Source organism: Rhodococcus sp. ABRD24 (genome assembly GCF_004328705.1).
Lineage (GTDB): Bacteria > Actinomycetota > Actinomycetes > Mycobacteriales > Mycobacteriaceae > Prescottella.
Genome location: NZ_CP035319.1, coordinates 3,476,112 through 3,501,454 on the forward strand (window position 1 = coordinate 3,476,112; position 25,343 = coordinate 3,501,454).

Annotated in this window: 7 protein-coding genes and 2 pseudogenes; 7 read left to right on the top strand and 2 right to left on the bottom strand. The window is 63.7% G+C overall.

Translation table 11 applies throughout. The features are described 5' to 3' along the window. Window positions 1-305: 305 nt before the first annotated feature. From ERC79_RS15445 to ERC79_RS15455, 3 genes and pseudogenes are all read left to right on the top strand, one after another. On the top strand, window positions 306-10,124 hold the full coding sequence (locus ERC79_RS15445; protein ID WP_207390337.1) for a type I polyketide synthase: 9,819 nt from the start codon (window positions 306-308) through the stop codon (window positions 10,122-10,124). A 157-nt stretch (window positions 10,125-10,281) separates the two neighbouring features. After that, window positions 10,282-10,483, top strand: a pseudogene (locus tag ERC79_RS15450) (integrase core domain-containing protein); the annotation flags it as partial. 440 nt (window positions 10,484-10,923) lie between these two features. After that, window positions 10,924-11,646 carry a hypothetical protein gene (locus ERC79_RS15455; RefSeq protein ID WP_131579349.1) on the top strand — a complete coding sequence of 241 codons (723 nt, stop codon included), beginning with the start codon at window positions 10,924-10,926 and terminating at the stop codon, window positions 11,644-11,646. A gap of 432 nt (window positions 11,647-12,078) precedes the next feature. Here ERC79_RS15455 and ERC79_RS15460 read toward each other — a convergent pair whose 3' ends face one another. Further along, window positions 12,079-13,617 (bottom strand): NAD(P)/FAD-dependent oxidoreductase, encoded by a 1,539-nt coding sequence (locus ERC79_RS15460; RefSeq protein ID WP_242676589.1) that lies wholly within the window; start codon window positions 13,615-13,617, stop codon window positions 12,079-12,081. 46 nt (window positions 13,618-13,663) lie between these two features. Beyond that, on the bottom strand, window positions 13,664-19,924 hold the full coding sequence (locus ERC79_RS15465; protein WP_131579351.1) for a type I polyketide synthase: 6,261 nt from the start codon (window positions 19,922-19,924) through the stop codon (window positions 13,664-13,666). 671 nt (window positions 19,925-20,595) lie between these two features. Between ERC79_RS15465 and ERC79_RS15470 the strand changes: the two genes are divergently transcribed. From ERC79_RS15470 to ERC79_RS15485, 4 genes and pseudogenes are all read left to right on the top strand, one after another. After that, a complete protein-coding gene (locus tag ERC79_RS15470) occupies window positions 20,596-22,083 on the top strand; it encodes a thioesterase domain-containing protein (protein ID WP_131579352.1) in 1,488 nt (495 codons plus the stop codon). Between the two features lie 243 nt (window positions 22,084-22,326). Further along, window positions 22,327-22,437: pseudogene (locus tag ERC79_RS15475) on the top strand (IS481 family transposase); the annotation flags it as partial. A 394-nt stretch (window positions 22,438-22,831) separates the two neighbouring features. Continuing rightward, complete coding sequence (locus tag ERC79_RS15480) at window positions 22,832-24,499, top strand: metallophosphoesterase (RefSeq protein ID WP_207390338.1); 1,668 nt, start codon at window positions 22,832-22,834, stop codon at window positions 24,497-24,499. A 174-nt stretch (window positions 24,500-24,673) separates the two neighbouring features. Further along, on the top strand, window positions 24,674-25,321 hold the full coding sequence (locus tag ERC79_RS15485) for a methyltransferase domain-containing protein (RefSeq protein ID WP_242676590.1): 648 nt from the start codon (window positions 24,674-24,676) through the stop codon (window positions 25,319-25,321). The last annotated feature ends 22 nt before the right edge of the window (window positions 25,322-25,343 follow it).

Genomic DNA, 25,343 nt, shown 5'->3' on the forward strand with positions numbered 1-25,343 from the left:
CACGAGCAAGACGGCTTCGGGGATCGACCGTCTCTGCGAGGGCACCCGTACCGGCCTTCGGGTTCTGCTCGCCAGTCCGGGCAGATCCGAGGGGTGTGAAATCAGGTATGAGGAGTCATATGTCGGCGATTGCGGCGTTTCGGAGACGTGGTGCCTACGCCCATCGTTGCGAATGCAATGTCGACCTTTGGTGGCGACCGCTCAGTATGAAATGTGGCCGGCTCGTCAGCTGAATCCGAGTTCAGCGGACTATGCCTAAGCAAGCATCTAGCAGTTTGGGCCCAGTTCGATCCTGAGCTTGTCTAGTGCGCAACACGCCAGATCATCGACGTGGCCGATGCCCTTCACGACCCTCTCGTGGTTCAACCCGACGGATCCGTACGGCCACACATCGCAACCCAACTCCACTCGACTCAACAGGGGATTGTATGACTCGGCTGTATCCAGGGCGCGCTGAGCTTCTCAACGATGAGCCTGAGTGGACGCAGCCCAGCGATGGGCAGGTTATGAGCCAGCCGATCGCGATAGTGGGAACCGGCTGCCGGTTTCCGGGCGGTGTGGAGTCGTCCGAAGACCTGTGGCAGTTGGTATTTGACGGTCGTGATGGGTTCTCGGATTTTCCGACGGACCGCGGCTGGGACCTGGAACACCTGTACGACCCAGAGCCGGGTGTGCCAGGCAAATCCTATGTGCGCGTGGGCGGATTCCTCCATCAATCATCCGATTTCGACGCCCAATTCTTCGGTATCAGTCCGCGCGAGGCGTTGGCGATGGATCCTCAGCAGCGAGTGCTGCTGGAAACCGCATGGGAGGCGCTGGAATCAGCGGGCATCGACCCATCGGCACTCCGCGGAAGCGACACCGGCGTGTACTGCGGGGTGATGCACAACGACTATGGGGTCGGAGCCGGCGGGGAGGTCCCGGTCGATGTCGAAGGCTATCGATTGACCGGCGGTTCATCCAGTGTGGTGTCGGGTCGGGTGTCGTATGTGTTGGGGTTGGAGGGGCCGGCGGTGTCGGTGGACACTTCGGCTTCGTCATCGCTGGTGGCGCTGCATCTGGCAGTCCAGGCGTTGCGGTCGGGGGAGTGTTCGCTGGCGCTGGCGGGTGGGGTGACGGTGATGTCCACCCCTGGAACGTTTGTGGAGTTCTCCCGGCAGCGAGGGTTGGCGCCGGATGGCCGGTGCAAGCCCTTCGCCGATGCGGCCGACGGGACGGCGTGGGGTGAGGGTTCGGGTGTGCTGGTGTTGGAGCGGTTGTCCGATGCCCAACGTAACGGGCATCGGGTGTTGGCGGTGGTGCGGGGCAGTGCGGTCAATCAGGATGGTGCGTCCAATGGTTTGACCGCGCCGAACGGTCCTTCGCAGCAGCGGGTGATTCGGCGTGCGTTGGCCAATGCGGGGGTGTCTGCCGCTGAGGTGGATGTGGTGGAGGCGCACGGTACCGGCACCAGAGTAGGGGATCCGATCGAGGCGCACGCCTTGCTGGCGACTTATGGCCAGCGTGATCGTGATCGGGAGCCGTTGTGGCTGGGTTCGATCAAGTCGAATATCGGTCATACTCAGGCGGCTGCGGGTATGGCTGGTGTGATCAAGATGGTGCAAGCCCTACGTCACGGGCTGCTTCCGAAGACCCTGAACGTGGACGCGCCGTCCTCCCGTGTGGACTGGACTTCGGGACATGTCGGGCTGCTGACCGAGGCGCGGGACTGGCCGCAGTCGGACCGCCCGCGGCGGGCGGCGGTATCGGGGTTCGGTGTCAGTGGTACCAATGCCCACGTCATCCTCGAGCAGGCGCCGGAGTCGGTGACCGACGTCGGTGCTCGTGGGGGCGGGCCGGTGGCGTGGGTGGTGTCGGCGCGGACCGACGAGGCGTTGGCGGGGCAGGCGGCTCGGTTGTCGCGTTATCTGATCGAGCGTCCGGATGTGGACGCGGTGGATGTGGCGGCGACGTTGGCGGGTCGGTCGCGGTTCGATCATCGTGCGGTGATCGTGGGCGGGGACCGGGCGGCGTTGTCGGGTGGGCTCGACGCGGTGGTCCACGGGGTGCCCGGCGATGGTGTGGTGTCGGGGACCGCACGCGCACACGGCAAGACGGTGTTGGTGTTCCCGGGTCAGGGTGCACAGTGGCTGGGGATGGGCCGGGAACTGTCGGCTCGGTTTCCGGTGTTCGCGCAGAAGATGGCCGAGTGTGATCGGGTGTTCGCTCCTTTGGTGGAGTGGTCGTTGCTGGATGTGCTTGCTACTGATGATGAGGGGTGGCTCGAACACGTCGAGATCGTGCAGCCGGTGTTGTTCGCGGTGATGGTGTCGCTGGCGGAGTTGTGGCGTTCGGTCGGCGTGGAACCTGATGCGGTGGTGGGTCATTCTCAAGGCGAGATCGCCGCAGCTCATGTCGCGGGCGGATTGTCGCTCGAGGATGCTGCCCGGATCGTGATCCGGCGGTCGGCGGCGTTGGCGGTGTTGGCTGGTCAGGGCGCGATGGTGTCGGTGTTCGCGTCGCGGGAGCGGGTCGAGGAGTTGCTCGAGCGGTTCGACGGGTTGACGGTGGCGGCCGTCAATGGCCCGGGGTCGACAGTGGTGTCCGGCGATGTCGGGCAGGCGGAGTCGTTCCTGACCGAGTGTGAGCGACGTGATGTTCGTGCACGTCGGATTGCGGTGGACTATGCCTCGCATTCGCCGCAGGTCGAACAACTCCGTGATCAGCTGCTCGAGGTGCTCGGCGACATCCAGCCATGTTCGCAGGGTTCCGCCGGTTCGGAGGGTTCGTCGGGGGTGGTGTTCTATTCCACGGTCACCGGTACGATTCTGGACCCGACGGAGTTGGATGCCCGGTACTGGTTCCGGAATTTGCGGGACACGGTGTGTTTCGAGCAGGCGGTGCAGGCGTTGCGGGGGGACGGGTACACCGTGTTCGTCGAGGCGAGCCCGCATCCGCTACTGGTTGTCGACATCGAACAGATCTGTGAGGCTTTGGCTTCCGATGATGGCCGAGACCCGGTGATCGTGGGCTCGTTGCAGCGCGACCAGGACAGTGTTCTCGCGTTCACCCGCTCGATGGCCCACTTGGATGTGGTGGGTGCGGGTGTGGTGTGGGATGCGGTGTTGGGGTGCCGTGGGCGGCGTGTGGAGTTGCCGGCTTATGCGTTCCAGCGCCGCCGGTATTGGTTGGGTTCGTCGGGGGTCGGTGACGCGGTGTCGTCGGGGTTGTCAGAGGCCGGGAATCCGGGGGCCCATCGCGGCCCAGGAACTGTGGTGGGTTTGCGGCAGCGGTTGGCGGGACTGACCGATGCCGAGCAAAAGGCATTGGTACTGGACACTGTTCGCGATCAGGTAGCGGCCGTGTTGGGCCACGACAACGGTGCAGCCATCGATGCCGGCTGTAGTTTCCGGGATCTGGGTTTCGATTCGTTGACCGCGGTCGAGACACGCAACCGGTTGAACACCTTCACCGGGTTGCGGTTGCCTGTGACGCTGGTCTTCGACTATCCGACACCGGACGCGGTGACCGCGCAGATCCTTACCCAGCTAATCGACACCGATGTCGCTGCGGCTTCGGAATCCGCGTCGGTGGTGTCGCTGTCGTCTTCGGAGCCGGTGGCGATCGTGGGGGTGGGGTGCCGCCTTCCGGGTGGGGTCAATTCCGCAGAAGAATTGTGGCAGCTGGTGGTTGACGGGCGTGATGTGATTGCGGGGTTTCCGGCCGATCGCGGCTGGGACGGGGTATTCGATCCGGAGCCCGGTGTGGCAGGCAAGTCGTACACGAATGAGGGCGGATTCCTGTACGACGCGGCAGAGTTCGACGCGGACTTCTTCGGGATCAGTCCGCGTGAGGCGATCGGGATGGACCCCCAGCAGCGGATCCTGCTGGAAACGGTTTGGGAGGCACTCGAACACGCCGGGATTCGGCCTGCGACGTTGCGCGGAAGCGACACCGGCGTGTACGTCGGTGTGATCGACCAGTCCTATGGCGCCGCTGGTAGTGACGGGGTCGGGGATAACGCATTCACCGGTGTGACAGCGAGTGTGGTGTCGGGTCGGGTGTCGTATGTGTTGGGGTTGGAAGGGCCTGCGGTATCGGTGGATACGGCGTGTTCGGCGGGTCTGGTGGCGTTGCATCAGGCGGTGGCGGCGTTGCGGTCGGGGGAGTGTTCGCTGGCTTTGGCCGGTGGGGTCACGGTGATGACAACCCCGGGGACGTTTGTGGAGTTCTCCCGGCAGCGAGGGTTGGCGCCGGATGGCCGGTGCAAGCCCTTCGCCGACGCGGCCGACGGGACCGCGTTCGGTGAGGGTTCGGGTGTGTTGGTGTTGGAGCGGTTGTCCGATGCCCAACGTAACGGGCATCGGGTGTTGGCGGTGGTGCGGGGCAGTGCGGTCAATCAGGATGGTGCGTCCAATGGTTTGACCGCGCCGAACGGTCCTTCGCAGCAGCGGGTGATTCGGCGGGCGTTGGCCAATGCGGGGGTGTCCGCGGCTGAGGTGGATGTGGTGGAGGCGCACGGTACCGGTACCAGGTTGGGTGATCCGATCGAGGCGCAGGCGTTGCTGGCCACGTATGGGCAGGATCGGCCGGAGGATCGGCCGGTGTGGTTGGGTTCGGTCAAGTCGAACATCGGGCACACGCAGGCGGCTGCCGGTGTGGCCGGGGTGATCAAGATGGTGCAGGCGATGCGTCATGGGGTGTTGCCCAAGACGTTGCATGTGGATTCCCCGTCCTCGCATGTGGATTGGGATGCGGGGCGGGTGGCGCTGCTCACTGAGCAACGGGATTGGCCTGAGGCCGGTCGTCCGCGTCGTGCTGCGGTGTCGGCGTTCGGTATCAGTGGCACGAATGCGCACGTGATTCTCGAGCAGGCGCCGGTGAGTGAGCAGGCGCCGCGACCACAGACGCCGGAGTCGGAGACCGATCCTGTGACCGAACCGGTGACCGATCCCGCGACTGGTGTCGGTGGGGACGGGTCGGTGCCGGTGGCGTGGGTGGTGTCGGCGCGGACCGACGAGGCGTTGGCGGGGCAGGCGGCTCGGTTGTCGCGTTATCTGATCGAGCGTCCGGATGTGGACGCGGTGGATGTGGCGGCGACGTTGGCGGGTCGGTCGCGGTTCGATCATCGTGCGGTGATCGTGGGCGGGGACCGGGCGGCGTTGTCGGGTGGGCTCGACGCGGTGGTCCACGGGGTGCCCGGCGATGGTGTGGTGTCGGGGACCGCACGCGCACACGGCAAGACGGTGTTGGTGTTCCCGGGTCAGGGTGCACAGTGGCTGGGGATGGGCCGGGAACTGTCGGCTCGGTTTCCGGTGTTCGCGCAGAAGATGGCCGAGTGTGATCGGGTGTTCGCTCCTTTGGTGGAGTGGTCGTTGCTGGATGTGCTTGCTACTGATGATGAGGGGTGGCTCGAACACGTCGAGATCGTGCAGCCGGTGTTGTTCGCGGTGATGGTGTCGCTGGCGGAGTTGTGGCGTTCGGTCGGCGTGGAACCTGATGCGGTGGTGGGTCATTCTCAAGGCGAGATCGCCGCAGCTCATGTCGCGGGCGGATTGTCGCTCGAGGATGCTGCCCGGATCGTGATCCGGCGGTCGGCGGCGTTGGCGGTGTTGGCTGGTCAGGGCGCGATGGTGTCGGTGTTCGCGTCGCGGGAGCGGGTCGAGGAGTTGCTCGAGCGGTTCGACGGGTTGACGGTGGCGGCCGTCAATGGCCCGGGGTCGACAGTGGTGTCCGGCGATGTCGGGCAGGCGGAGTCGTTCCTGACCGAGTGTGAGCGACGTGATGTTCGTGCACGTCGGATTGCGGTGGACTATGCCTCGCATTCGCCGCAGGTCGAACAACTCCGTGATCAGCTGCTCGAGGTGCTCGGCGACATCCAGCCATGTTCGCAGGGTTCCGCCGGTTCGGAGGGTTCGTCGGGGGTGGTGTTCTATTCCACGGTCACCGGTACGATTCTGGACCCGACGGAGTTGGATGCCCGGTACTGGTTCCGGAATTTGCGGGACACGGTGTGTTTCGAGGAGACGGTGCAGGCGTTGCGCCGTGACGGATACAGCGTGTTCGTAGAGGCGAGCCCGCACCCGCTGCTGACCGTGGACATCGAACAGGCTTGCGACACAGAAGTTTCCGATTCTCCTTCGCCGGTGATCGTGGGTTCGTTGCTGCGTGGCGAGGATTGCGCGGTCGCGTTCACGCGTTCGATGGCCCAGCTGGAGGTGTCGGGTGTGGGTGTGGTGTGGGAAGCGATGCTTCCGGGTCGTGGTCGTCGAATCGAGTTGCCCACGTATGCGTTCCAGCGTCGCCATTACTGGTTGACCTCGACCGGGACCGGTGATGCGGTGTCGTTGGGGTTGGCCGGGGCTGGGCATCCGTTGTTGGGTGCGGTGATGGCGTCGGCGGGTTCGGGTGGCGTGGTGTTGACGGGTCGGTTGTCGTTGGCGTCGCAGCCGTGGTTGGTCGATCACGCGGTTGGTGGGGTGGTGTTGTTCCCGGGTACCGGGTTCGTGGAGTTGGTGTTGCGGGCCGGGGAGGAGGTCGGGTGCCCGGTGGTGCGGGACCTGACATTGATGACTCCGCTGATCTTGGCGGGTGAGACTGCGCGGCAGGTGCAGGTCGTGGTCGACGACGCCGATGACCAGGAGCAGGGTGTTCGGCGGGTGGTGGTGTATTCCCGTGCTGCCGGGGACCCGCAGGCGGGGTGGGTCACTCATGCTGAGGGGGTGCTCGAGCGGCAGGGTGTCGATTTCGCGAATTCGGTTGCCGCCGAAGCGCTGTTGGAGGGATTGACGGTGTGGCCGCCGCGTGGCGCGGTGGCGGTGGCAGTGCACGATCTGTATTCGGTGTTGGCCGGACTCGGATATGACTACGGTCCGACTTTCCAGGGGTTGCGGTCATTGTGGCATCGTGGTGAGGAGTTGTTCGTCGAAGCGGCGCTGCCCGAAACAGTCGCCGATGCATCGCGATACGGACTGCATCCGGTGTTGTTGGATTCGGTGCTGCATGCCGCGGTGATGGCCGACGCCGGTGCCGGTGGCGAGGTGATGTTGCCGTTCGCGTGGTCGGAGGTGTCGCTGCATGCGGTCGGCGCGTCGATGGTGCGGGCCCGGATCTCGCCGAACGATTCCGGTACCGGCGCGGTGGCGATCGAGGTTGCCGACCCTGCCGGGCGCCCGGTGTTGACGGCTGGGTCGTTGACCTTGCGGCCGGTGTCGCCGGGACAATTGGGTGCCGCGGGCACGCGTGAGCGGTTGTGCGCGGTGCAGTGGGCACCAGCGCCGACGCCGATCCCGGGGTCGGTACCGGAGTCTCGGGTGTTCACCACGGTCGAGGGATTTTTGGCGTGGGCGCGCGACGAAACTGCATCGGTGCCTCCGGTGGTGGTGTTGGACCGGCGCGAGACCTGTGACACCGGTGTCGATGTGCCGGGGCGGGTGCATCGGGCGGTCGCCGACACCTTGGTCGGGTTGCAGGCCTGGCTGGGTGAGTCGCGGTTCGCTGCGAGTGTGTTGGTGGTGTGGACCTGTGGGGCGGTTGCGCGCGAGGGTGAGCCGGTCACCGATCTGGCGGGTGCCGCGGTGTGGGGGTTGGTGCGTTCGGCGCAGTCGGAGGACCCGGGCCGGGTCGTGCTCGTCGACACCGATCATCCCAACGGCCTTTCCGCTGATACCGATCCCGAGAACGGGGTCAGCTCGGTCGCCGCGGACTCGTCGATGCTGGGGGTGGATCTGACCGAAGTGCTGGCTTGTGGTGAACCCCAGGTGATGGTTCGCGGCGGGGTGCTGCACCTTGCCCGACTTACCCGGCTGACCGATTCGCTGGGTATGGTTGTGCCGGAGTCGGTCTCGTGGCGACTGGAAGCCGGTGACGACACTGTTGATGGGCTCAGTCTGAACGCGTGCCGTGCTGCGGATCAACAATTGGGGGACGGGCAGGTCCGTGTTGCGGTGCGGGCCGGTGGCCTGAACTTCAGAGACGTTCTCATCTGCCTGGGTGCGGTGGACGTGGGGAACACCGCGATGGGCATGGAAGTTTCCGGGGTGGTCGTCGAGGTCGGCCCGGGGGTAAAGGGCTTCGCCCTCGGAGACCGGGTGATGGGGCTGATCACGGATGGTCTGGGTCCTCTTGTGGTGACGGATCAGCGATTGATGGTCCACATGCCCGAGGGGTGGTCGTTCGTCGATGCGGCCACGGTTCCGATTGTCTTTCTCACCGCCTATTACGGGCTCCGGGATTTGGCTCGGGCCCAGCCGGGAGAGACCTTGCTGGTGCACGCGGCTGCCGGCGGGGTGGGTATGGCGGCTACCCAGCTGGCCCGATACTGGGGAATCGAGGTGTACGGGACCGCGAGCCAGGGTAAGTGGGACACCTTGGCTTCCATGGGGTTCGATGAGCAGCACATCGGTGATTCCCGGTCTCTGCAGTTCGGGGAACAGTTCATGACGGCCACGGGTGGTCGTGGTGTGGACATCGTCTTGGACTCGCTGGCCGGGGAATTCGTCGACACGTCTTTGCGGCTGCTGCCGCGCGGTGGTCGTTTCTTGGAGATGGGCAAAACCGACATACGCGATAGCGGAGACATTGCCGCTCGCTATCCTGGAGTGCACTACCGTGCGTTCGACCTATGGGATGCCGGACCGGACCGGATCGCGGAGATGCTGGCCGATCTCAAGGCGATGTTCGACAGGGAAGTGATCGTTCCGCTACCCGTCAGGACATATGACATTCGGCGCGCGCGCGATGCGTTCCGATACTTCAGTCAGGCACGTCATATCGGCAAGATCGCCTTGTCCATCCCGGCGGGTTCCGGTGGTGTGGATTCGGGTGTGGTTTCGGCGGTGTCGGCGGGCACTGTGTTGATCACCGGTGGTACCGGTGGGTTGGGGTCGATGCTGGCGCGGCATCTGGTGACCGAGTATGGGGTGCGGTCGTTGGTGTTGGCCAGTCGTCGTGGCCTGGCGGCGTCGGGGGCGGAGGACTTGGTCACGGAGTTGACCGGGTTGGGCGCCCGGGTGCGGGTGTTGGCGTGTGATGTATCCGATCGCGGTGAGGTCGTGGAGTTGTTGGCCGCGGTAGCCGAGGATGCACCGTTGACCGGTGTGGTGCATACCGCGGGTGTGCTCGATGACGGTGTGGTGGTGTCGTTGACCCCGGAGCGGGCCGATGCGGTGTTGGCGGCCAAGGCGGATGCGGCGTGGCATCTGCATGAGTTGACTCGCGACTTGGATCCGGCACTGTTCGTGTTGTACTCCTCGGTTGCGGGTGTGTTGGGCACTGCGGGTCAGGGCAACTATGCGGCTGCGAATGCGTTCCTGGACGGGTTGGCCGAGTGTCGCCGTGGCGAGGGTCGGACGGCGGTGTCGATCGCGTGGGGTTTGTGGGCTGCGGGCACGGCGATGACCGGGCATCTCGGCGAGGCCGACACCACACGTCTGGGTCGGGGTGGAGTGGTCGCGATGTCGGACGAGGAGGGTTTGGCATTGTTCGACGCCGCTGTGGCGCAACATCGCGCGGGTGTGGTCGCTGCTCGCGTGGACACGGCTTCGTTGGCTGCCGGTGCACGCGCGGGGACTCTGGCTCCGTTGCTCGAGGGCTTGCTGCCGGAGGGCCGCCGCGTCACGGGAATTGTGGCGGGCCTGCGTCAGCGGCTGGCGGGATTGACCGGCGCAGAGCGAGAGGCATTGGTTCTGGATACAGTTCGCGGTCAGGTCGCGGCCGTGTTGGGTCACGACAGCGGTGTGGTCATCGATGCCGGCCGCAATTTCCGGGACCTGGGTTTCGACTCGCTTACCGCGGTCGAGACACGCAACCGGTTGAACTCCGTCACCGGGTTGCGGTTGCCCGCGACGCTGGTCTTCGACTATCCGACACCGGACGCGGTGACCGCGCACATCCTTAGTCAGCTCACCGACACCGAAATCTCGGACAGTGGAATCTCCGACTCCTTGTCGCGCCTAGAAAAAGAGGTGATAGAGATGGTTGACGGCAAGACAATGACCAATGAATTCTACTCGAGGTTGTTGGATTTGACCCGAATTGCCAGTCGGGCGAACGAAGAGCGGGGTACATCGCCGTCGGAGGACGTCATGGCCATGAGTGACCAAAAATTGCTGGATCTGCTAGAGGACGAATTCGGCATTTCGTAGCTCGGGGAACCTGCTGATGGAGAACGGGCGGTCCAGGTTTTGGAGCCTATCCGAGCAGCGAGTCGAATCGGATTTTGGGTAACTGATCGAATTCTTTGGTGGCGTAGAAGAAGTCAGCGAACACCGTTTCATGTTCCAGAGGATCTGTTCGCGGGACGTGCGGACCAGTGCTGGGCGGACCGGGGTGTTGGGACAACGCCGCCGCCGAGTCGTTCTTCACGACCTCGAAGAACAAGATGTATTGCCCGGTAGGCGTTCGACACCAGAGGTCGGGCACGGTTCGCCGTCGCCGAGTACATCGCGGTGTTTTCGACCGGAAGCGTCTGCACTCGACGCTGGGCTACCGCACCCCCGTCGAAGCGCTCGCGGAGTATCGAAGCGCAGCAACAGCTGCCCGAGACCACCGAACCGGCGTCCACTACTCTGACGCTCCACCCCGGGCCGCAGAGCTGTATCGGCCGTCAGTTCGTGTCCCGCGAAACCAGGCTGATGATCGCCCACATTCTGAACGTTTAGGGAGCCACAGGCTTGGCTGGAAGAACCCGAGTCCAGAGGAATTTTTGCGCAAATCTTTTCTTTTTCGGATGATTCCTGCGCTGACCACCCTTTGTCCGGATATTCTGTAGCAGACCCTTGCTGCGGTAGCGACAGCTATTTCTGATTGGGCAACGGACTTGCTACCAATCGGGTGGACACCGTCAATTCTGGATTGGGGGACCGTGGGCTCGAGTAGGTGGGGGCTTCCGGGAGTCTGCGACATCAAGGATCGATCACCAACAACCAGAATGAAGGAGATCATATGTCCAAGATCAACCGGAAGCTGCCCATCGCGCTCTGCGCGGTGGCAGCGTCCGCCGGAATCGCCCTGGGGGTCACGCCGGCAGCTTCGGCAACTGTCGGATCGACCTACACGGCGTTTTCCATCTCGTGTGTTGGAACTGCGATGGGGCTCTCGCAGAGCCAGGCGCAGTCGTATGGAGCGACCGTGGACCATCAGGTTTCTGGTTCCAACCAGTCGTTCGCAATCTCGTTCGACTCGCAAACGGTGCCATCCACGGCCCTCGGTTACAAGGTGAGTGGACTCTCGAATACCAAGATCCGCGTCCAGATCGACGGCAGCACATACGTTTCACACTCGTTGTCGGGTGGATCGGGCTACTCCGGGACGGCCACCGCGACCAAGACGACGAGTACTCCGACGGGCAGCGCCATCATCGAGATTGCAATCCCCAACATACCCGCGGGTGTGACAGTTACGCTGCCGACCTTGACCGTTGTCCAGGGGTCCACTGTCGCGCCGAAGTTCTCCACCGGTAACGGAGGCAACGGCATTGCCGCGACCCAGAACGAGGGGAAGTACGGCTATGGTGCGGGCAACTTCTTCACCTTCGATTCGATTGTCACCGTTCCCCTCATCGGTACGGTGACCGCGCCGACAACCTGCCTGCCGACCAACGTCCAGTTTCCGAGTGTCGGGGCGTTTCCCATACTGAACGCCGGTGCTGGAGTCCTGCACTCCTGAAACAGCGAAAGTGCTCGGATTCCGATGGGTCCGAAGATCGAAGCGGACAGAATGTCTGGGCGCGCGATCCAGTAGTTTTCGGATCCCTCGCCTGTCGGGCATCCACTGGACCGTGGAAGGGGGGTGCGGCACGAATCGCGCCCGCACCTCCCTGCCATCCACCAATCCTCGTAGAAACCCCATTGCCATGATTATTCGTCGTCGACAGAACTAGGGTGTATATCCCGTTTCGTGATCGCTCCAAGCAAGGTGAACAGTGGCGAGAGGGTCATGCTCGCGCGGTAGACGAGTGCGAGTTTGTTGTAACGGGTACATCGAAGGCTTCCGCAACCGCCGCTGTCGACGATAGGGGTTGTGATTGAAAATGGCTGTCCTGTAATGATATTCGTGTTTCCGAACTTCGGCACAAGCCTGGCGACGGCGCGCCGAGGACTACTCGACGCGCCCCGATTGCTGATCATGGTCCACGCGTCGGCCCGGAATCTGATTCTCCGCGTCGAAGTTGTAGTCAGTGAATGGGAAATGTCTTCCACGCCAACGCGTTTCGAGGGCGCCAGCGGGACGGAAGTACGGCGTGTCGCCGTGCGAGTTGAGGTAGTAGGTTGGAACACCCTGCGTCCCGACGTAGTGTCGAAGGACCTGACCACGCTTGCAGATCTCGGCATGGTAAGTGGCGTGCGCCTCTTCGCTCACCTCGACAGTCGACGCCTGCCGGCGCCGCGCCTCCGCTATCGCTCGAATAGCGTGTGATGCAGTTGTTTCCACCATCCCGTGCCATCCGATATCGGACAACGAGTACGGTCCGACCAGCATCCAGCGGTTCGGCAGGCCGGCAATGGCTACACCCTCGTAGGCCTGTACGCCATTGGTGTGAAAGAACTGACCGAGATCGAATCCGTCCCGCCCGACAACGGTGCCTTCGGTGTAGCTTTCCGGCTCGGTGTGCATCTCGTAGCCGGTTGCCAGCACGATGATGTCGTATGGATGATCGGCGCCATCGCTGGTCCGGATGCCCTGCTCGATGAACCGCTCAATGTCGTCGGTGACCAGGCGAACATTGTCGCGATTGAACACCGCCGGATATCCGGTTGACAGGGCGAGTCGTTTCGCCATGGGTCCATAGCTGGGTGTCAATGCGGCCGCCGTTTCGGGGTCGTCAATGACTCGTCGGAGATACGCTCGGTAAGCCCGTTTGGTGAGGGAATCGAATGCGGCCATCAACGGTTTCGCCACTGCCAAAGGCAAATACGTAGCCAGTCTCGCGATGGGTTCCAACCCCAGCAATATCATCCCGGACTGGGCCGCTGCCACGCCTGGCACCCGCAAGGCGGCTTGGAGCCAGCGCGGGATCGAGAAGTTGGGTTTGGGTAAGCACCACGCAGGCGTCCGCTGGTAGACATCAAGATGACCGACCTCAGGCGCGATCGCGGGCGTTATTTGCACGGAACTCGCGCCGGTACCGACCACAGCCACGCGCTTACCCGTCATGTCGAGTGCATGGTCCCAGGTGGCCGGGCTTTGCACGCTACCGGCAAAGTCATCGAGCCCCTTTATGCCACGATCGACCTTGGGTCGCAGAAAGGCACCGACTGCGCTGATCACGAACCTGGTCGTAATGATCTCGTTGTCAGCGGTGTGCAACGCCCATCGGTGGTGTTTCTCGTCCCAGACTTCGCGAACGACCTCGGTGTGGAACCGTAGATGCCGATAGAGACCGTAGCGGCGGGCGACGTCCTGGTGATATGCCTGAACCTCGGCACCTGTGGGGAACGCCGTTGGCCAATCGGCCTTGCGGGCGAACGAGTACTGGTAAATGAGCGCGGGTACGTCCACGCTGATCCCCGGGTAGGTGTTTTCGCGCCAACTGCCGCCGACCTCGCCCGCGCGTTCCAGGATGGTGAACTCTTCGATCCCCGCGCGCTTGAGCAGCGCACCCGCTGCGATGCCGCCGGGACCCGCCCCGATCACCACGATCTCGTGATCTGGTTCCGATGTCGTAGTGCTCATGGAGTCTCCCTCACTGAATTGGTCGGATTCCGGCGCTCAGCTGCGTGAGCCATTGGTCCATGAGCCGTGCCGTCACTCGGGCCTCGGCGCCGGATAGAGCAGCGTGATCCGCATCAACGGCCCGGACCGTCTGCGCGGTCGACCACTCTTCGATCGGCACCTCATCGAGCCCCTGATGCACAGGCGACGATCGCGTGAACGCGACGAAGAGCGTCGCGCAGTCAAGAGGCTTGTGTTCGATCTGCATCGCCAGGTCGAACCACCAACCGAATGCAGTCAATCGTGCGGTGGTCAGGCCGGCGACGTCGGGCATCGTCGTGTCCATCTCGAGCATGTGGTCCCCACGGCCGTTCAGTTGGCGTTCATTCGCCTCGTGGGCGATATGGCCGTCAAGGATGACCAGACCCTGCAGCTGGGTATCTCCTTGTTCCAACAGCCGAGCCGCTACCGCGTGGGCGATGTTTCCTCCAACCGCGTAACCGCCCAGGACGAATTCGTCCTGGCCCACCGTATCGAGGACCGTCTTGACGATGCTGTCGATAGCGGCGTCGAGCGAGGTCGGGAGCGGCTCATCCGGTTCGTATCCCGACAGCGGGATGGCAGAGACGCGGCGATGGTCGCCCAGATGGGCGGCAAGCTGCGTGTACTGAACGGATCCGCCGAGGACTTCCGGGGCATTGATGAATACCAAGTGCGGCATGACATCGCCGCCACTGATTCCGATGGCGGCCGGCATTCTCCCGCTGGAGTGGTCGAACCGTGGACGGAGTTTCGCTGCTGCTCGCAGGAACGCCAAACCCTGTGTGAACTTGTTGTCTGCGATCGCTTGCCGGATGAGACCGACCAAAGTCCCTTCGGGAGCGGCGGGTTCCGCCGCCCGAACCTCGGTGGATTCGTGAACCGCATCCGACGGCCGCATCTGTGCTGCCACGGTCTCCCCATGGGATCCGAGTAGTTCGTCCAGAATGTGTCGGGCGAGGGTGGCCGGTGTGGGATGGTCGAAGATCAGGGTCGCGGGCAGTCGCAGTCCCGTGATCGTGTTGAGTCGGTTGCGGGCCTCGACCGCGGCCAGCGAATCAAAGCCCAACTCCCGGAAGTGGCGAGCGGGATCGATCGCGTCGCGACCATCATGGCCGAGCACAACCGCCATCTGGTCTCGCACCACGCCCAGTAGCATCGGCAGTCGCTCGGCATCCGCCAGCGCTGAAACCCGCTCTCGCAGAACGGCCTCACGCGCCCGCGACTGCTCCGGCATCGGGCGACGCCGTGCACTCGATACCAATCCCCGCAGCAGCGGGATCAACGTCCCAGCCCTGACCTGCGCATCCAGTGCAACGTGATCCAGCGGTGCGGCAACCACTGCGGCACGGCCCGCAACGAGCGCAGCATCGAACATTGCCAGACCTTGCTCGGTCGAGATAGGTGACAGCCCGACACGACCCAACCGAGCGGTGTCGGTATCGGCCAGATGCCCGGTCATCCCGGTGTTGGAAGCCCAAAACCCCCACGCGATCGAAGTCGCGGCCAGCCCACTTGCGCGCCGATGCTCGGCGAACCCATCCAGGAACACATTCGCGGCTGCGTAGTTGCCCTGCCCTGCATTGCCCAGCACACCCGCCGCCGACGAGTAGAGCGCGAACATCCCCAAATCCATACGGCTCGTGGCCTCGTGCAGATACCAGGCGGCATCAGCCTTCGCTGCCAGCACCTTGTCCATCCGGTCCGGTGTCAGCGATGCGATCACACCGTCGTCGAGAACACCGGCCGCATGCACCACACCCGTCAACGGAAACTGCTCAGGCACCGCCGCCAACAACTCGGCCACCCCCTCGCGAGTCGCGACATCGCAAGCCACAATCCGCACCAGTGCACCCAGCTCGCCCAACTCCGTCACCAACTGAGACGCTCCCGGCGCAGCCGCACCACGACGACTTCCCAACACCAGCGACTGCACCCCATGGTTGGCCACCAGATGCCGCGCCAACGCCGCACCCAAACCACCCGTACCGCCGGTTACGAGCACCGTCCCAGCCGACACCACACCACCCGCGCCCGATACCGGCCGTGGCAAGTCGACGGGCACCGGGCGGATGGTCTTCCCGGTATCCCGCGCGGCCGGAACGGGTAGCCGGGTCAATCGGGCTACGTGCACGACACCGGCACGGATCACAACCTGGGGCTCACCCGAAACGATCACCGCTGCCAGCCCTTCGGCAGTCAGCTCGTCAGTGTCGGTGTCGACCAGCACGATACGACCCGGAGCCTCCGACTGAGCTGAACGCACCAGACCCCAGACCGCGGATCCGGCCAAATCAGTGACATCGTGCCCAGCCTGGCCGACCGCACCATGAGTGACCACAACCAGGGTGCTCGCCGCACACCGCACCCCACCCAGCCAGACCTGCAACACCCGCAACATCTCATGGGTCGAATCGCGGACACGTCTCGGCACATCCTGGTCTTCACCGGCAACGACTGCACCACGATCGAATACGACTACCGCAGGAACGGTCACGTCCTGGTTCTGCACCCGGCTACCGAAAACCTCGCCATCGACGAAGGTTTCGGCATCGACCTGCGAGATAACCTGCGCCGCTAGGGGCGTCCACTGCACTCCATGCAACCCGTTCTGTACCGAGACGGAGTCCAGCTGTGCGGAAGACACCTCCTGCACAGTCAAGGACCGCGTTGTGAGCACCGTCCGGCCAACCGCATCGGCGACCTGGATCGATACTGCATCGATATCGCCAGGTACTGGGGTGATACGCGCCCGCAGCAGCGAGGCTCCGGTCGCGTGCAAAGTCACCCCCTGCCAGCAGAATGGCAACCTCACTCGTCCGGGATTGGGATCGACGTCGACGAGCTGTCCGTGCAACATCGACTCGAGCAAGGCCGGATGTACCCCGAACCGCGAGACATCGGTCATCGACTCAGGCAGCTCGACCTCCACGAACAGTTCCGCGCCACACCGCCATACCGATCGCAACCCCTGGAACGCCGGTCCATACTCGTCACCGGCAACAGCCAGCCGGTCATACAGACCATCCACAGGCACGGCGACCGCACCATCCGGCGGCCACACTGCCAACCCCGCATCCAGTTCCGGCACACCTTCGATACCCAACACGCCCTGTGCGTGAAGAACCCACATGCTGTCGGCGGCCTCGGCACGGGAATGCACCGACACCGACCGGTAGCCGAGCTCGTCGGCACTGTCCACCACTACCTGCAACTGCATCCCGACCTCGTCTGGGAGCACGAGAGGCGTCAGCAAAGTCAGCTCCTTCACCAGCGCACACCCCACTTCCGCTGCCGCACGCAACACCAGCTCCAAGAAGGCGGTCCCCGGTAACAGCACAAACCCACCCACGGCACGATCGGCCAGCCACGGATGGGTCGCCAGGCCGACTCGGCCGGTCAGTACCACACCGTCCCCGTCCGGGGACGTCACCACCGCCCCCAACAACGGATGACCAGCCGCCGATAACCCCAATGACGAGGCATCCCCACTACTCGAGACTCCATCCAACCAATACCTGCGCCGCTGAAACGCATACGTCGGCAAAGACACCCCGCCCCCATGAGCAGGTCCCAGCAACGCGGCCCAATCCACTCCCACACCCGACACCTCGAGCTGCGCCGCGGACAGTAGGAACGCGTCCATGCCCCCGTCGTCACGCCGCAGCGAACCCACCACGGTCACCGGATCTGCGCTCACCTGAAGGTCACAAATTTGCTCGATACCGACCGTGAGCAGTGGATGCGGACTGACCTCGACGAAGACGTTGTACCCGTCCTCCAGTAGGGCCTGAGCTGCTTGTTGGAAACACACTGGTTCCCGCAGATTCCGGAACCAGTAGTCCGCGTCCAACTCGGTGCCGTCCAGTACACCACCGGTCACGCTGGACCAGAACGCCACCTGTGACGATCTGGGCGAAAGTTCGGTCAGCGCCTTCAACAGCGGTTTGCGGAGCACGTCGACCTGCGGCGAATGTGAGCCGTAGTCCACCGGGATCCGGCGGGCGTGAACGTTGTCGCGTGCACATGCTTCCAGGAAATCCTCGAGCTGCTCTGCCGCACCGGACACCACCGTTGCCTGTGGGCCGTTCACCGCAGCCACCGACAATTCGTCGTATCCGGCCAGCAGCGTGGTGACCGGGTCGACAGGCAAGGACACCGTCACCATCCCGCCCTGCTCGGTCACAGCAATCAAGGCCGCCGACCGCAGGACTACTACCCGAGCGGCATCCTCGAGAGACAAGGCCCCGGCCACACACGCCGCAGCAATCTCGCCTTGGGAATGACCCACGACCGCGTCCGGAACAACACCGGCCGAGCGCCACAGCTCGGCCAGCGACACCATCACCGCGAACAGCACAGGTTGAACCACGTCGACGCGATCCAGCGACGGCGTTCCTTCCGTACCCGCGAGCACGGTAAACAGCGACCAATCCACCAGCGGAGAAAACGCAGCGTCACACTCGGCCATCTTCCGAGCGAACACCGGCGAACAGTCCAGTAGCTGTCTTCCCATGCCCAGCCATTGAGCCCCTTGACCAGGGAATACCAGCACGGTTTTGCGCGGCACTCCAGCCACACCGGTAACCACGCCAGGCCTCGGAGTCTGTTCCAACAGCGCAGTCAGCCCCGCAAGCAACTGGTCACGATCCGCACCTACCGCCACCGCACGGTGGTCGAACCGCGACCGCTGAGACACCAACGACCGCGCCACGTCCTGCACGTTCATCGACGGGTCACCGGCCACGAAATCTCGCAGACGCCGCACCTGCCCCGTCAACGCCTCCGGCGTGCGACCCGAGACCACCCACGCCACCGGCCCGTCCCCACCAGGACCGGAGTCGGTCACCGGTTCGGTCACCGACTCCGGTGCCTGCTCGAGGATGACGTGGGCATTGGTACCACTGATACCGAACGCCGACACCGCAGCACGACGCGGACGACCGGCCTCAGGCCAGTCCCGTTGCTCAGTGAGCAGCGCCACCCGCCCCGCATCCCAATCCACATGCGAGGACGGGGAATCCACATGCAACGTCTTGGGCAACACCCCATGACGCATCGCCTGCACCATCTTGATCACCCCGGCCACACCGGCAGCCGCCTGCGTGTGCCCGATGTTCGACTTGACCGAACCCAACCACACCGGCCGATCCTCCGGCCGATCCTGCCCATACGTGGCCAGCAAAGCCTGCGCCTCGATCGGATCACCCAACCTGGTCCCCGTACCGTGCGCCTCCACCACATCCACCTCAGCCGCGGACACCCCCGCATTGGCCAACGCACGCCGAATCACCCGCTGCTGCGAAGGACCGTTCGGCGCGGTCAAACCATTGGACGCACCATCCTGATTGACCGCACTGCCCCGCACCACCGCCAACACCCGATGCCCGTTACGTTGGGCATCGGACAACCGCTCCAACACCAGCACACCCGAACCCTCACCGAACGCGGTCCCGTCGGCCGCGTCGGCGAAGGGCTTGCACCGGCCATCCGGCGCCAACCCTCGCTGCCGGGAGAACTCCACAAACGTCCCCGGGGTTGTCATCACCGTGACCCCACCGGCCAACGCCAGCGAACATTCCCCCGACCGCAACGCCGCCACCGCCTGATGCAACGCCACCAGACCTGACGAACACGCCGTATCCACCGATACCGCAGGCCCTTCCAACCCCAGCACATACGACACCCGACCCGACACCACACTGGGCGAAGAGCCGGTCAGTCGATACCCCTCCACTTCATGGTCAGCCCCGACTCCGAGTATCCCGCCAAAAGTCTGTCCGAGGACACCGACGAACACGCCAGTGTCACTGCCAAGCAACGAATCCGGCCTGATACCCGCCCGTTCCAACGCCTCCCATGCCGTCTCCAACAGCAATCGCTGCTGAGGATCCATCGCAATCGCTTCTCGCGGACTGATCCCGAAGAACTCCGGATCGAAATCGCCCGCTTGGTAGAGGAACCCGCCCTCCCGCACATACGACTTTCCCGCAACACCCGGCTCCGGGGAAAACAAGCCCGACTGATCCCACCCACGATCAGATGGCCACACCGACACCACGTCACGACCCTCGGTAACCAGACGCCACAGATCGTCCGGCGACTCCACACCGCCCGGAAAACGACACCCCATACCGATGATCGCTACCGGCTCCGAGGCCTGCTGCGTCAACTCGCGCAGCTTGGCCCTGCTTTCCTGAAGCTCGGCTGTGACACGTCGTAGGAGATGTTGCAACTTTTGCTGATCGACCATTTCGGAACCTCTATTCCAAATAGCAAGAACCGAATCCAGGTAGAGGCTGGGGTATGCCGAACTCGTCGTTCAACAAAGCGGAAACCTCATCATCTGTCGTCGATTCGATATATGCCAACTGAGCAGAGTTCGACGGGGCGATGAATTCGTTTGACATCGGCCGCGATCGGCTCGAGCTCGACAGCATCTGTCACGAGGGTCGCGGCACACTCGACTTCAGTCTGCGCTCGACTGCGTGAGCCATTGGTCTGCCAGCCGTGCCGTCAGTTGCGCACCTTGCCAGGTACCACCGACGTCTGCGGAAAGCCGACTGCCATCGTTCCGCATTGCCGTCGCCCGGTCCATCCGCCCGCCCCCATTAGCTAACTCGAAAAGTGCGTATCAGCATCACGCAAGAACACGTTCTAGTCAAGCGATGGACGGCGCCAGTTCCTCATGGCATGCTGGCGGCATGTCAGGCCGGCGACGCCATGGTGCAGCGCAGAGCACTCCGTGCGGTCGGTTCATTGCAGACCGCCGGCGCGGCCTCGGCAAGGCTCTGCATGTCAGTCGCGAGAACAGGTTCTACACCTCGGGGTGCCGCAGCTGCAATCCGGAAAGAAGTAGCCATTGTCGATTGTGAACATACGTCCATTCCGCCGAAATTGTCGACTGTACGGGAGCTTTGAGAAATGACCAAAGAGAAAGGCCAGCTCGTCGAGGCATCGGGCGAATCCATGGATGAGAATCACCCCATCGAGTGGTCCAAAATTCCCACTCCTACATCATTGCCCGCGGTGGCGCCCTGCGACTGGACTGAAGCGCTGAACGGGCCCGAAATTGACAATAACCAGGTCATAGTTCTGGACTGCCGCAGAGATGAATCCGGTGCGCTTCCAGCCGACACGAATGCCATGACCCAGAAGGTGTCGGCCGCTTTGCGGTCCTGGTCCGGGCAACAACGGTTCGATTCCAGCACGTTCCTGGTGCTCACCCGCGGCGCTGTTTCGGTATCGACTGACGAAGTTGTGCACCCGACAGGATCGGCGATATGGGAGCTTGTGAAGTCGGCTCAATCAGAGAACCCGGGGCGGATCATTCTCGTAGACACCGACTCTCCCGACAAAGGCCTCGGGGAATTGTCCGGGCTCATGGCTGTGCGGAACATGACCGTCACCGCAGTCGCCAGCGCCGAACCTCGCCTCGCCATGCGCGGAGACATCCTGTTTGCACCGCGACGCGACGGGACCGGACACGCCCCAGACCGAGCCGCCGTGGCCGCCGAGGACGTCGAGCAGTCTCCCGCAGTGAGCTCGGAATCCGCTGACCCATCAATTGTCCGCATGTTCAGACAGGCGGTCGCGGACGACAAGTTCGGCGACGGCCTGGAGTTCCTTCTTGCGGCTGCGAAGCTCCGACCGGCGTTCGACCACCATACGACAGGAATACCGAGCGGCATCGGACTCAGTGGTGGCACGCCCCATAATAGTGGCGGAGATACCCTGCCTCACGTTGTATTGATTTGCACCCCGGCATTCCTCGGCGGATACATTCAGTACATTCTGCTTGCCGCGCATTTGGGCGGTCACCGCCGTGTATCGGTCATCCCGCTCTCGGGATACGAGCCGGAGGAGCCCTTGCCGGCGTCGCTCGACGCCGCCATCGAAAGTATCGCCAAGACCGTCCTCGATACGGTTGGGGACGACGAATTCGTCCTGGCCGGCATGTCAGGAGGAGGAAACCTCGCCCACGCCACTGCAGCTCGATTGCTGAAAGAAGGCAATAGCCGGCTGCAGGGTTTGATCATCTTCGATTCCTTCATTGCTCGAGAGGCGAACGAGCGCCAAGTGGGAACCGCGAGAGACGCTGTGGTCGATACGGAAGCAATGATCCCCGACCTTGCCGGCTTCACCACTGAACGGTTGACCGCTCTAGCGTGCTGGCTCGATCTGTTACTGCAACTCGAGTACCAGCCTGTCGAATGCAAGGCGCTCGTCATCAGGTGCACGAAACCGTCACCAACGCACAACCTCAACGAGTGGCCCATCGAAAGTTGGTCAACCGAACAGACTGTCCAGACCGTGGATGCGGAACATGTCGCACTGTGCAGTACTGAGGCGCATACGACCGCACAGGTGGTTGACCAATGGTTGAGGCAGTTGAGCGCAAACGACGGTTGACCTAGTCCGATGTCATTCGGCGCGGCCGGCTCCATGGCGAGGTCGCCATGGAGCCGGGGTCGGGTGCCTGGCAACACCGCTGCCGCCACGTTGGTCTGAGCACAGGCGGCGTCGCTTCCTCGACCCGAACGGCACCGGCGACCGCAAGCCTGCGATCACCATCGTTTCCCGATATCGAAGGCCACCTCGTGCATGTCGATATCGAGAAGGTTGCCCGATGAAAAAGTGGCCACGGCAATAGGTTTCCTCTACACCCGCGAATCGACGTCGGAATCCCAACGGGCCGCTGCCCTCGCGGTCCGGAACATTCACTACAACTGCCTTCGACCCCACACCGCCGCCTGGAACCGGCCCGCGCCTCTGCAGGAATTGCACCGGTCAGCGCCACTCGCCACGGAGTTGGGGTGCGCTTACCTTTGTGGTCTGGCAACGGGTTGGAGGGTGAGGGGCGCCGGTGACGCGGGCAACGGCAGGGCTGCGCGTCGAGGAGAGTCGTACGTCGAGTTGGCAAGCGGGGCCGCGACGGTCGTCGAGGTGTATCGACTCATGCCATGACGCACGCCACCAATGGATGGCTGGGTGCGATACCAGCAGCCGAGTCCGGGTGATGCCCGAATTGTGAAGTTCATGATCTTTTCACCCTCCTGTCAATCCGCGCACCCCTCTTCAGTGTCCGACGCCACCTAACTTGATTGGTCCAGACCAATTTCTGGATGTGGTCTGGTGACGCCGAAGACAAGGAATCCTCGTGAGACGCAAAACTCTTGTGATTGCCGCCGTGACTGCGGCGCTCGCTGCACCGGGCATTGCCCAGGCAGACCCTGTGTGGGGTAGCGCGGGAAGCCTCGGCCCCGGGTGGGGCAGCTCGGTTGGCGGGAACGACGCGGCGCCCGCAGCGCCGGGCGTCAGTGTTCCCGGTGGACGGTACGAGCACGCCGTCGAGCTGAAGTTCAGCACCGAGTGGGGAGCGACCGTCCGCTACACGTTGGACGGGACGACCCCGACCAGCGACAGCCAGGCCTACCGGCCGGGCCACCCGCTGAAGATCACCGCGGACACGAACGTGACTGCCGTCGCGTTCCGCGGCGACAAGGCAAGCGCACCCGTCTCGTTCGGTTACCTGATCCGGACGACGGAGAAGCCGATCGCGCAGGTCGTCGTAATGTCCGATGTCCATGTGGGCGACTACGACAAGAACACGAAGAAGTACGAGAGCTTCTTCGACACCATCGGATCGATCTTCCCGAAGCCCGACGCGATCTTGTCCAACGGCGACATGATCAACGACAACTGGAATGGCAAGGGACCGGACCACAAGATCGTCTCGAGGATCTTCCAGGAGAATCTCGAGCGCAAGGGCATGACGGACACCCAGGTGCTGATGTCGTACGGCAACCACGACGCGTACCTCGAGGACATGCGTGCCGGCTATCCCAAGGAGTGGTTCCCGGACTCCGGCGGCGGCTACTACGAATCCGACGTCAACGGTGTGCACGTGTTCACGGTGAACACGGAGAAGTACAACAACGACACTGCGCAGCGAAACTGGTTGAAGGGCAGGCTGACCGAGCTTACTGCCGATCCGGCTCAGGTCACCAAGCCGATTCTCGTTCAGGGGCACCGTCCCACCACCGGCACGGCAATGGATGGCCAGCAGGCGTCCAATCCGCGGCTGGCCGAGGATCTGAAGGCGTTCCCTCAGGTGTTCTACTTCTCAGGGCACTCGCATCTGAACAACAATGACGACCGGTCCATCCATCAGCGAGATTTCACGTCCGTGAACGACGGTTCCATGTCGTACATCGAGTTCGATCGTGGTTATCAGATGGTCACCGAGACAGGGCTCGCGAATCGTTTCGAGTCCCCGACCTCCCAGGCGCTCTTCGTCGAGGTCTACCAGGACCGCGTTGAGATCGGCCGCGTCAATATGGCCGCCGACAAGCACGACATCTACACCGGCGGACAGTGGTCTTCGGACTGGCAGCCGCCGTACTCGAGCGCGGGCACGTTGAGCGGATCGAGTTGGAAGGTTGAGCTGAAGGGATCGACGAGCCAGCAGATCAAGGACAACTTCCGGTACGCGGCCGCCGCACGCAACACGGTGCCCCCGGAGTTCACCTCGACCACCCCGCTGTCGATGGTGACCGGCGCGGACGGTGCGACGTCCGTGCGGATCGCGCAGGCTCGGGACGACCAGATGGTCCACCACTACCGGGTCGACATCACGAATACGACTACCGGCGCGAAGGTCGTGTCGTCGAAGGTGTTGTCGGACTTCTACTTCATGCCGCGCCCGAACAGTCTGGACATCCCGGTCCCGGACGCGGTGGTTGGTAACGCGTACGAGGCGAAGGTCGTTGCGGTGGACGCGTACGGCAACGCGTCTCCGGAGACGGCTCTGACGTTCACGCGCTGATCGCGCGGGACTTCCGGGGTGGCGGGTCGGTGCACCCGCCACCCCGGGCCGAACTTCGCGAATACCCCGCTTGTCTCGAATGCATGGACGAGAGAGGCAAACACCGATCCAGCGCCGCCGCTCGAGGCAGACTGACAGAGCCGAGAGCGGTCGGACGATCGGAAGGGGATTGGGGTGGGGCAGGACGCCGGAAATGACAAGGTCGTCGAGGTCTTCGACAGGATGGCTGCCAGATACGAGAAGCAGATGGGCCTGTTCGAGCGGTTCGTTCTGGGGCGGGCTCGCCAGTGGGCTGTCGCGCAGGCCGAGGGCGCGGTGCTCGAGATCGCGGTGGGCAGCGGGTTGAACCTGCCGCTCTACGGCTCACAGGTCGATCACATCGTGGGAGTGGATCTGTCGGAGGGCATGCTCGACATCGCCCGGCGGAAGGTGGCCCGCGCCGACACGGCGCGGATCGAGTTACGTCAGGGTGACGCGCAGGCCTTGGACCTGCCGGACGATTCGGTCGACACCGTGGTTTCCACGTTCACGTTCTGCACTATCCCCGACCCGAAACTGGCGAGTGAGGAGGCATTTCGGGTCCTGGTGCCGGGCGGGCAATTCGTTCTGGCCGAGCACGGGCCGTCTACGAACGCGCTCGGCCGGGCACTGATGCGGGTGGTCGAGCCGTTGAGCGTTCGCTTCGGTGCCGATCACCTCACCCGAAACCCTGTGCCGTATCTAGTGGATGCCGGGTTCGAGATCGACCAGGTCGAGCGTACCGGGCGCGGCGGCATCGTCTTTCGGGTCCTGGCACACAAGCCAGGGACAGCTGCCGGTTAGACGGTCACCCCTACGACTGGAC

Excerpts from the sequence above, each read along its gene's own strand:
- ERC79_RS15455 (WP_131579349.1), top strand. The coding sequence starts at position 10,924 with ATGTCCAAGATCAACCGGAAGCTGCCCATCGCGCTCTGCGCGGTGGCA.
- ERC79_RS15465 (WP_131579351.1), bottom strand. The coding sequence starts at position 19,924 with ATGGTCGATCAGCAAAAGTTGCAACATCTCCTACGACGTGTCACAGCC.
- ERC79_RS15470 (WP_131579352.1), top strand. The coding sequence starts at position 20,596 with ATGACCAAAGAGAAAGGCCAGCTCGTCGAGGCATCGGGCGAATCCATG.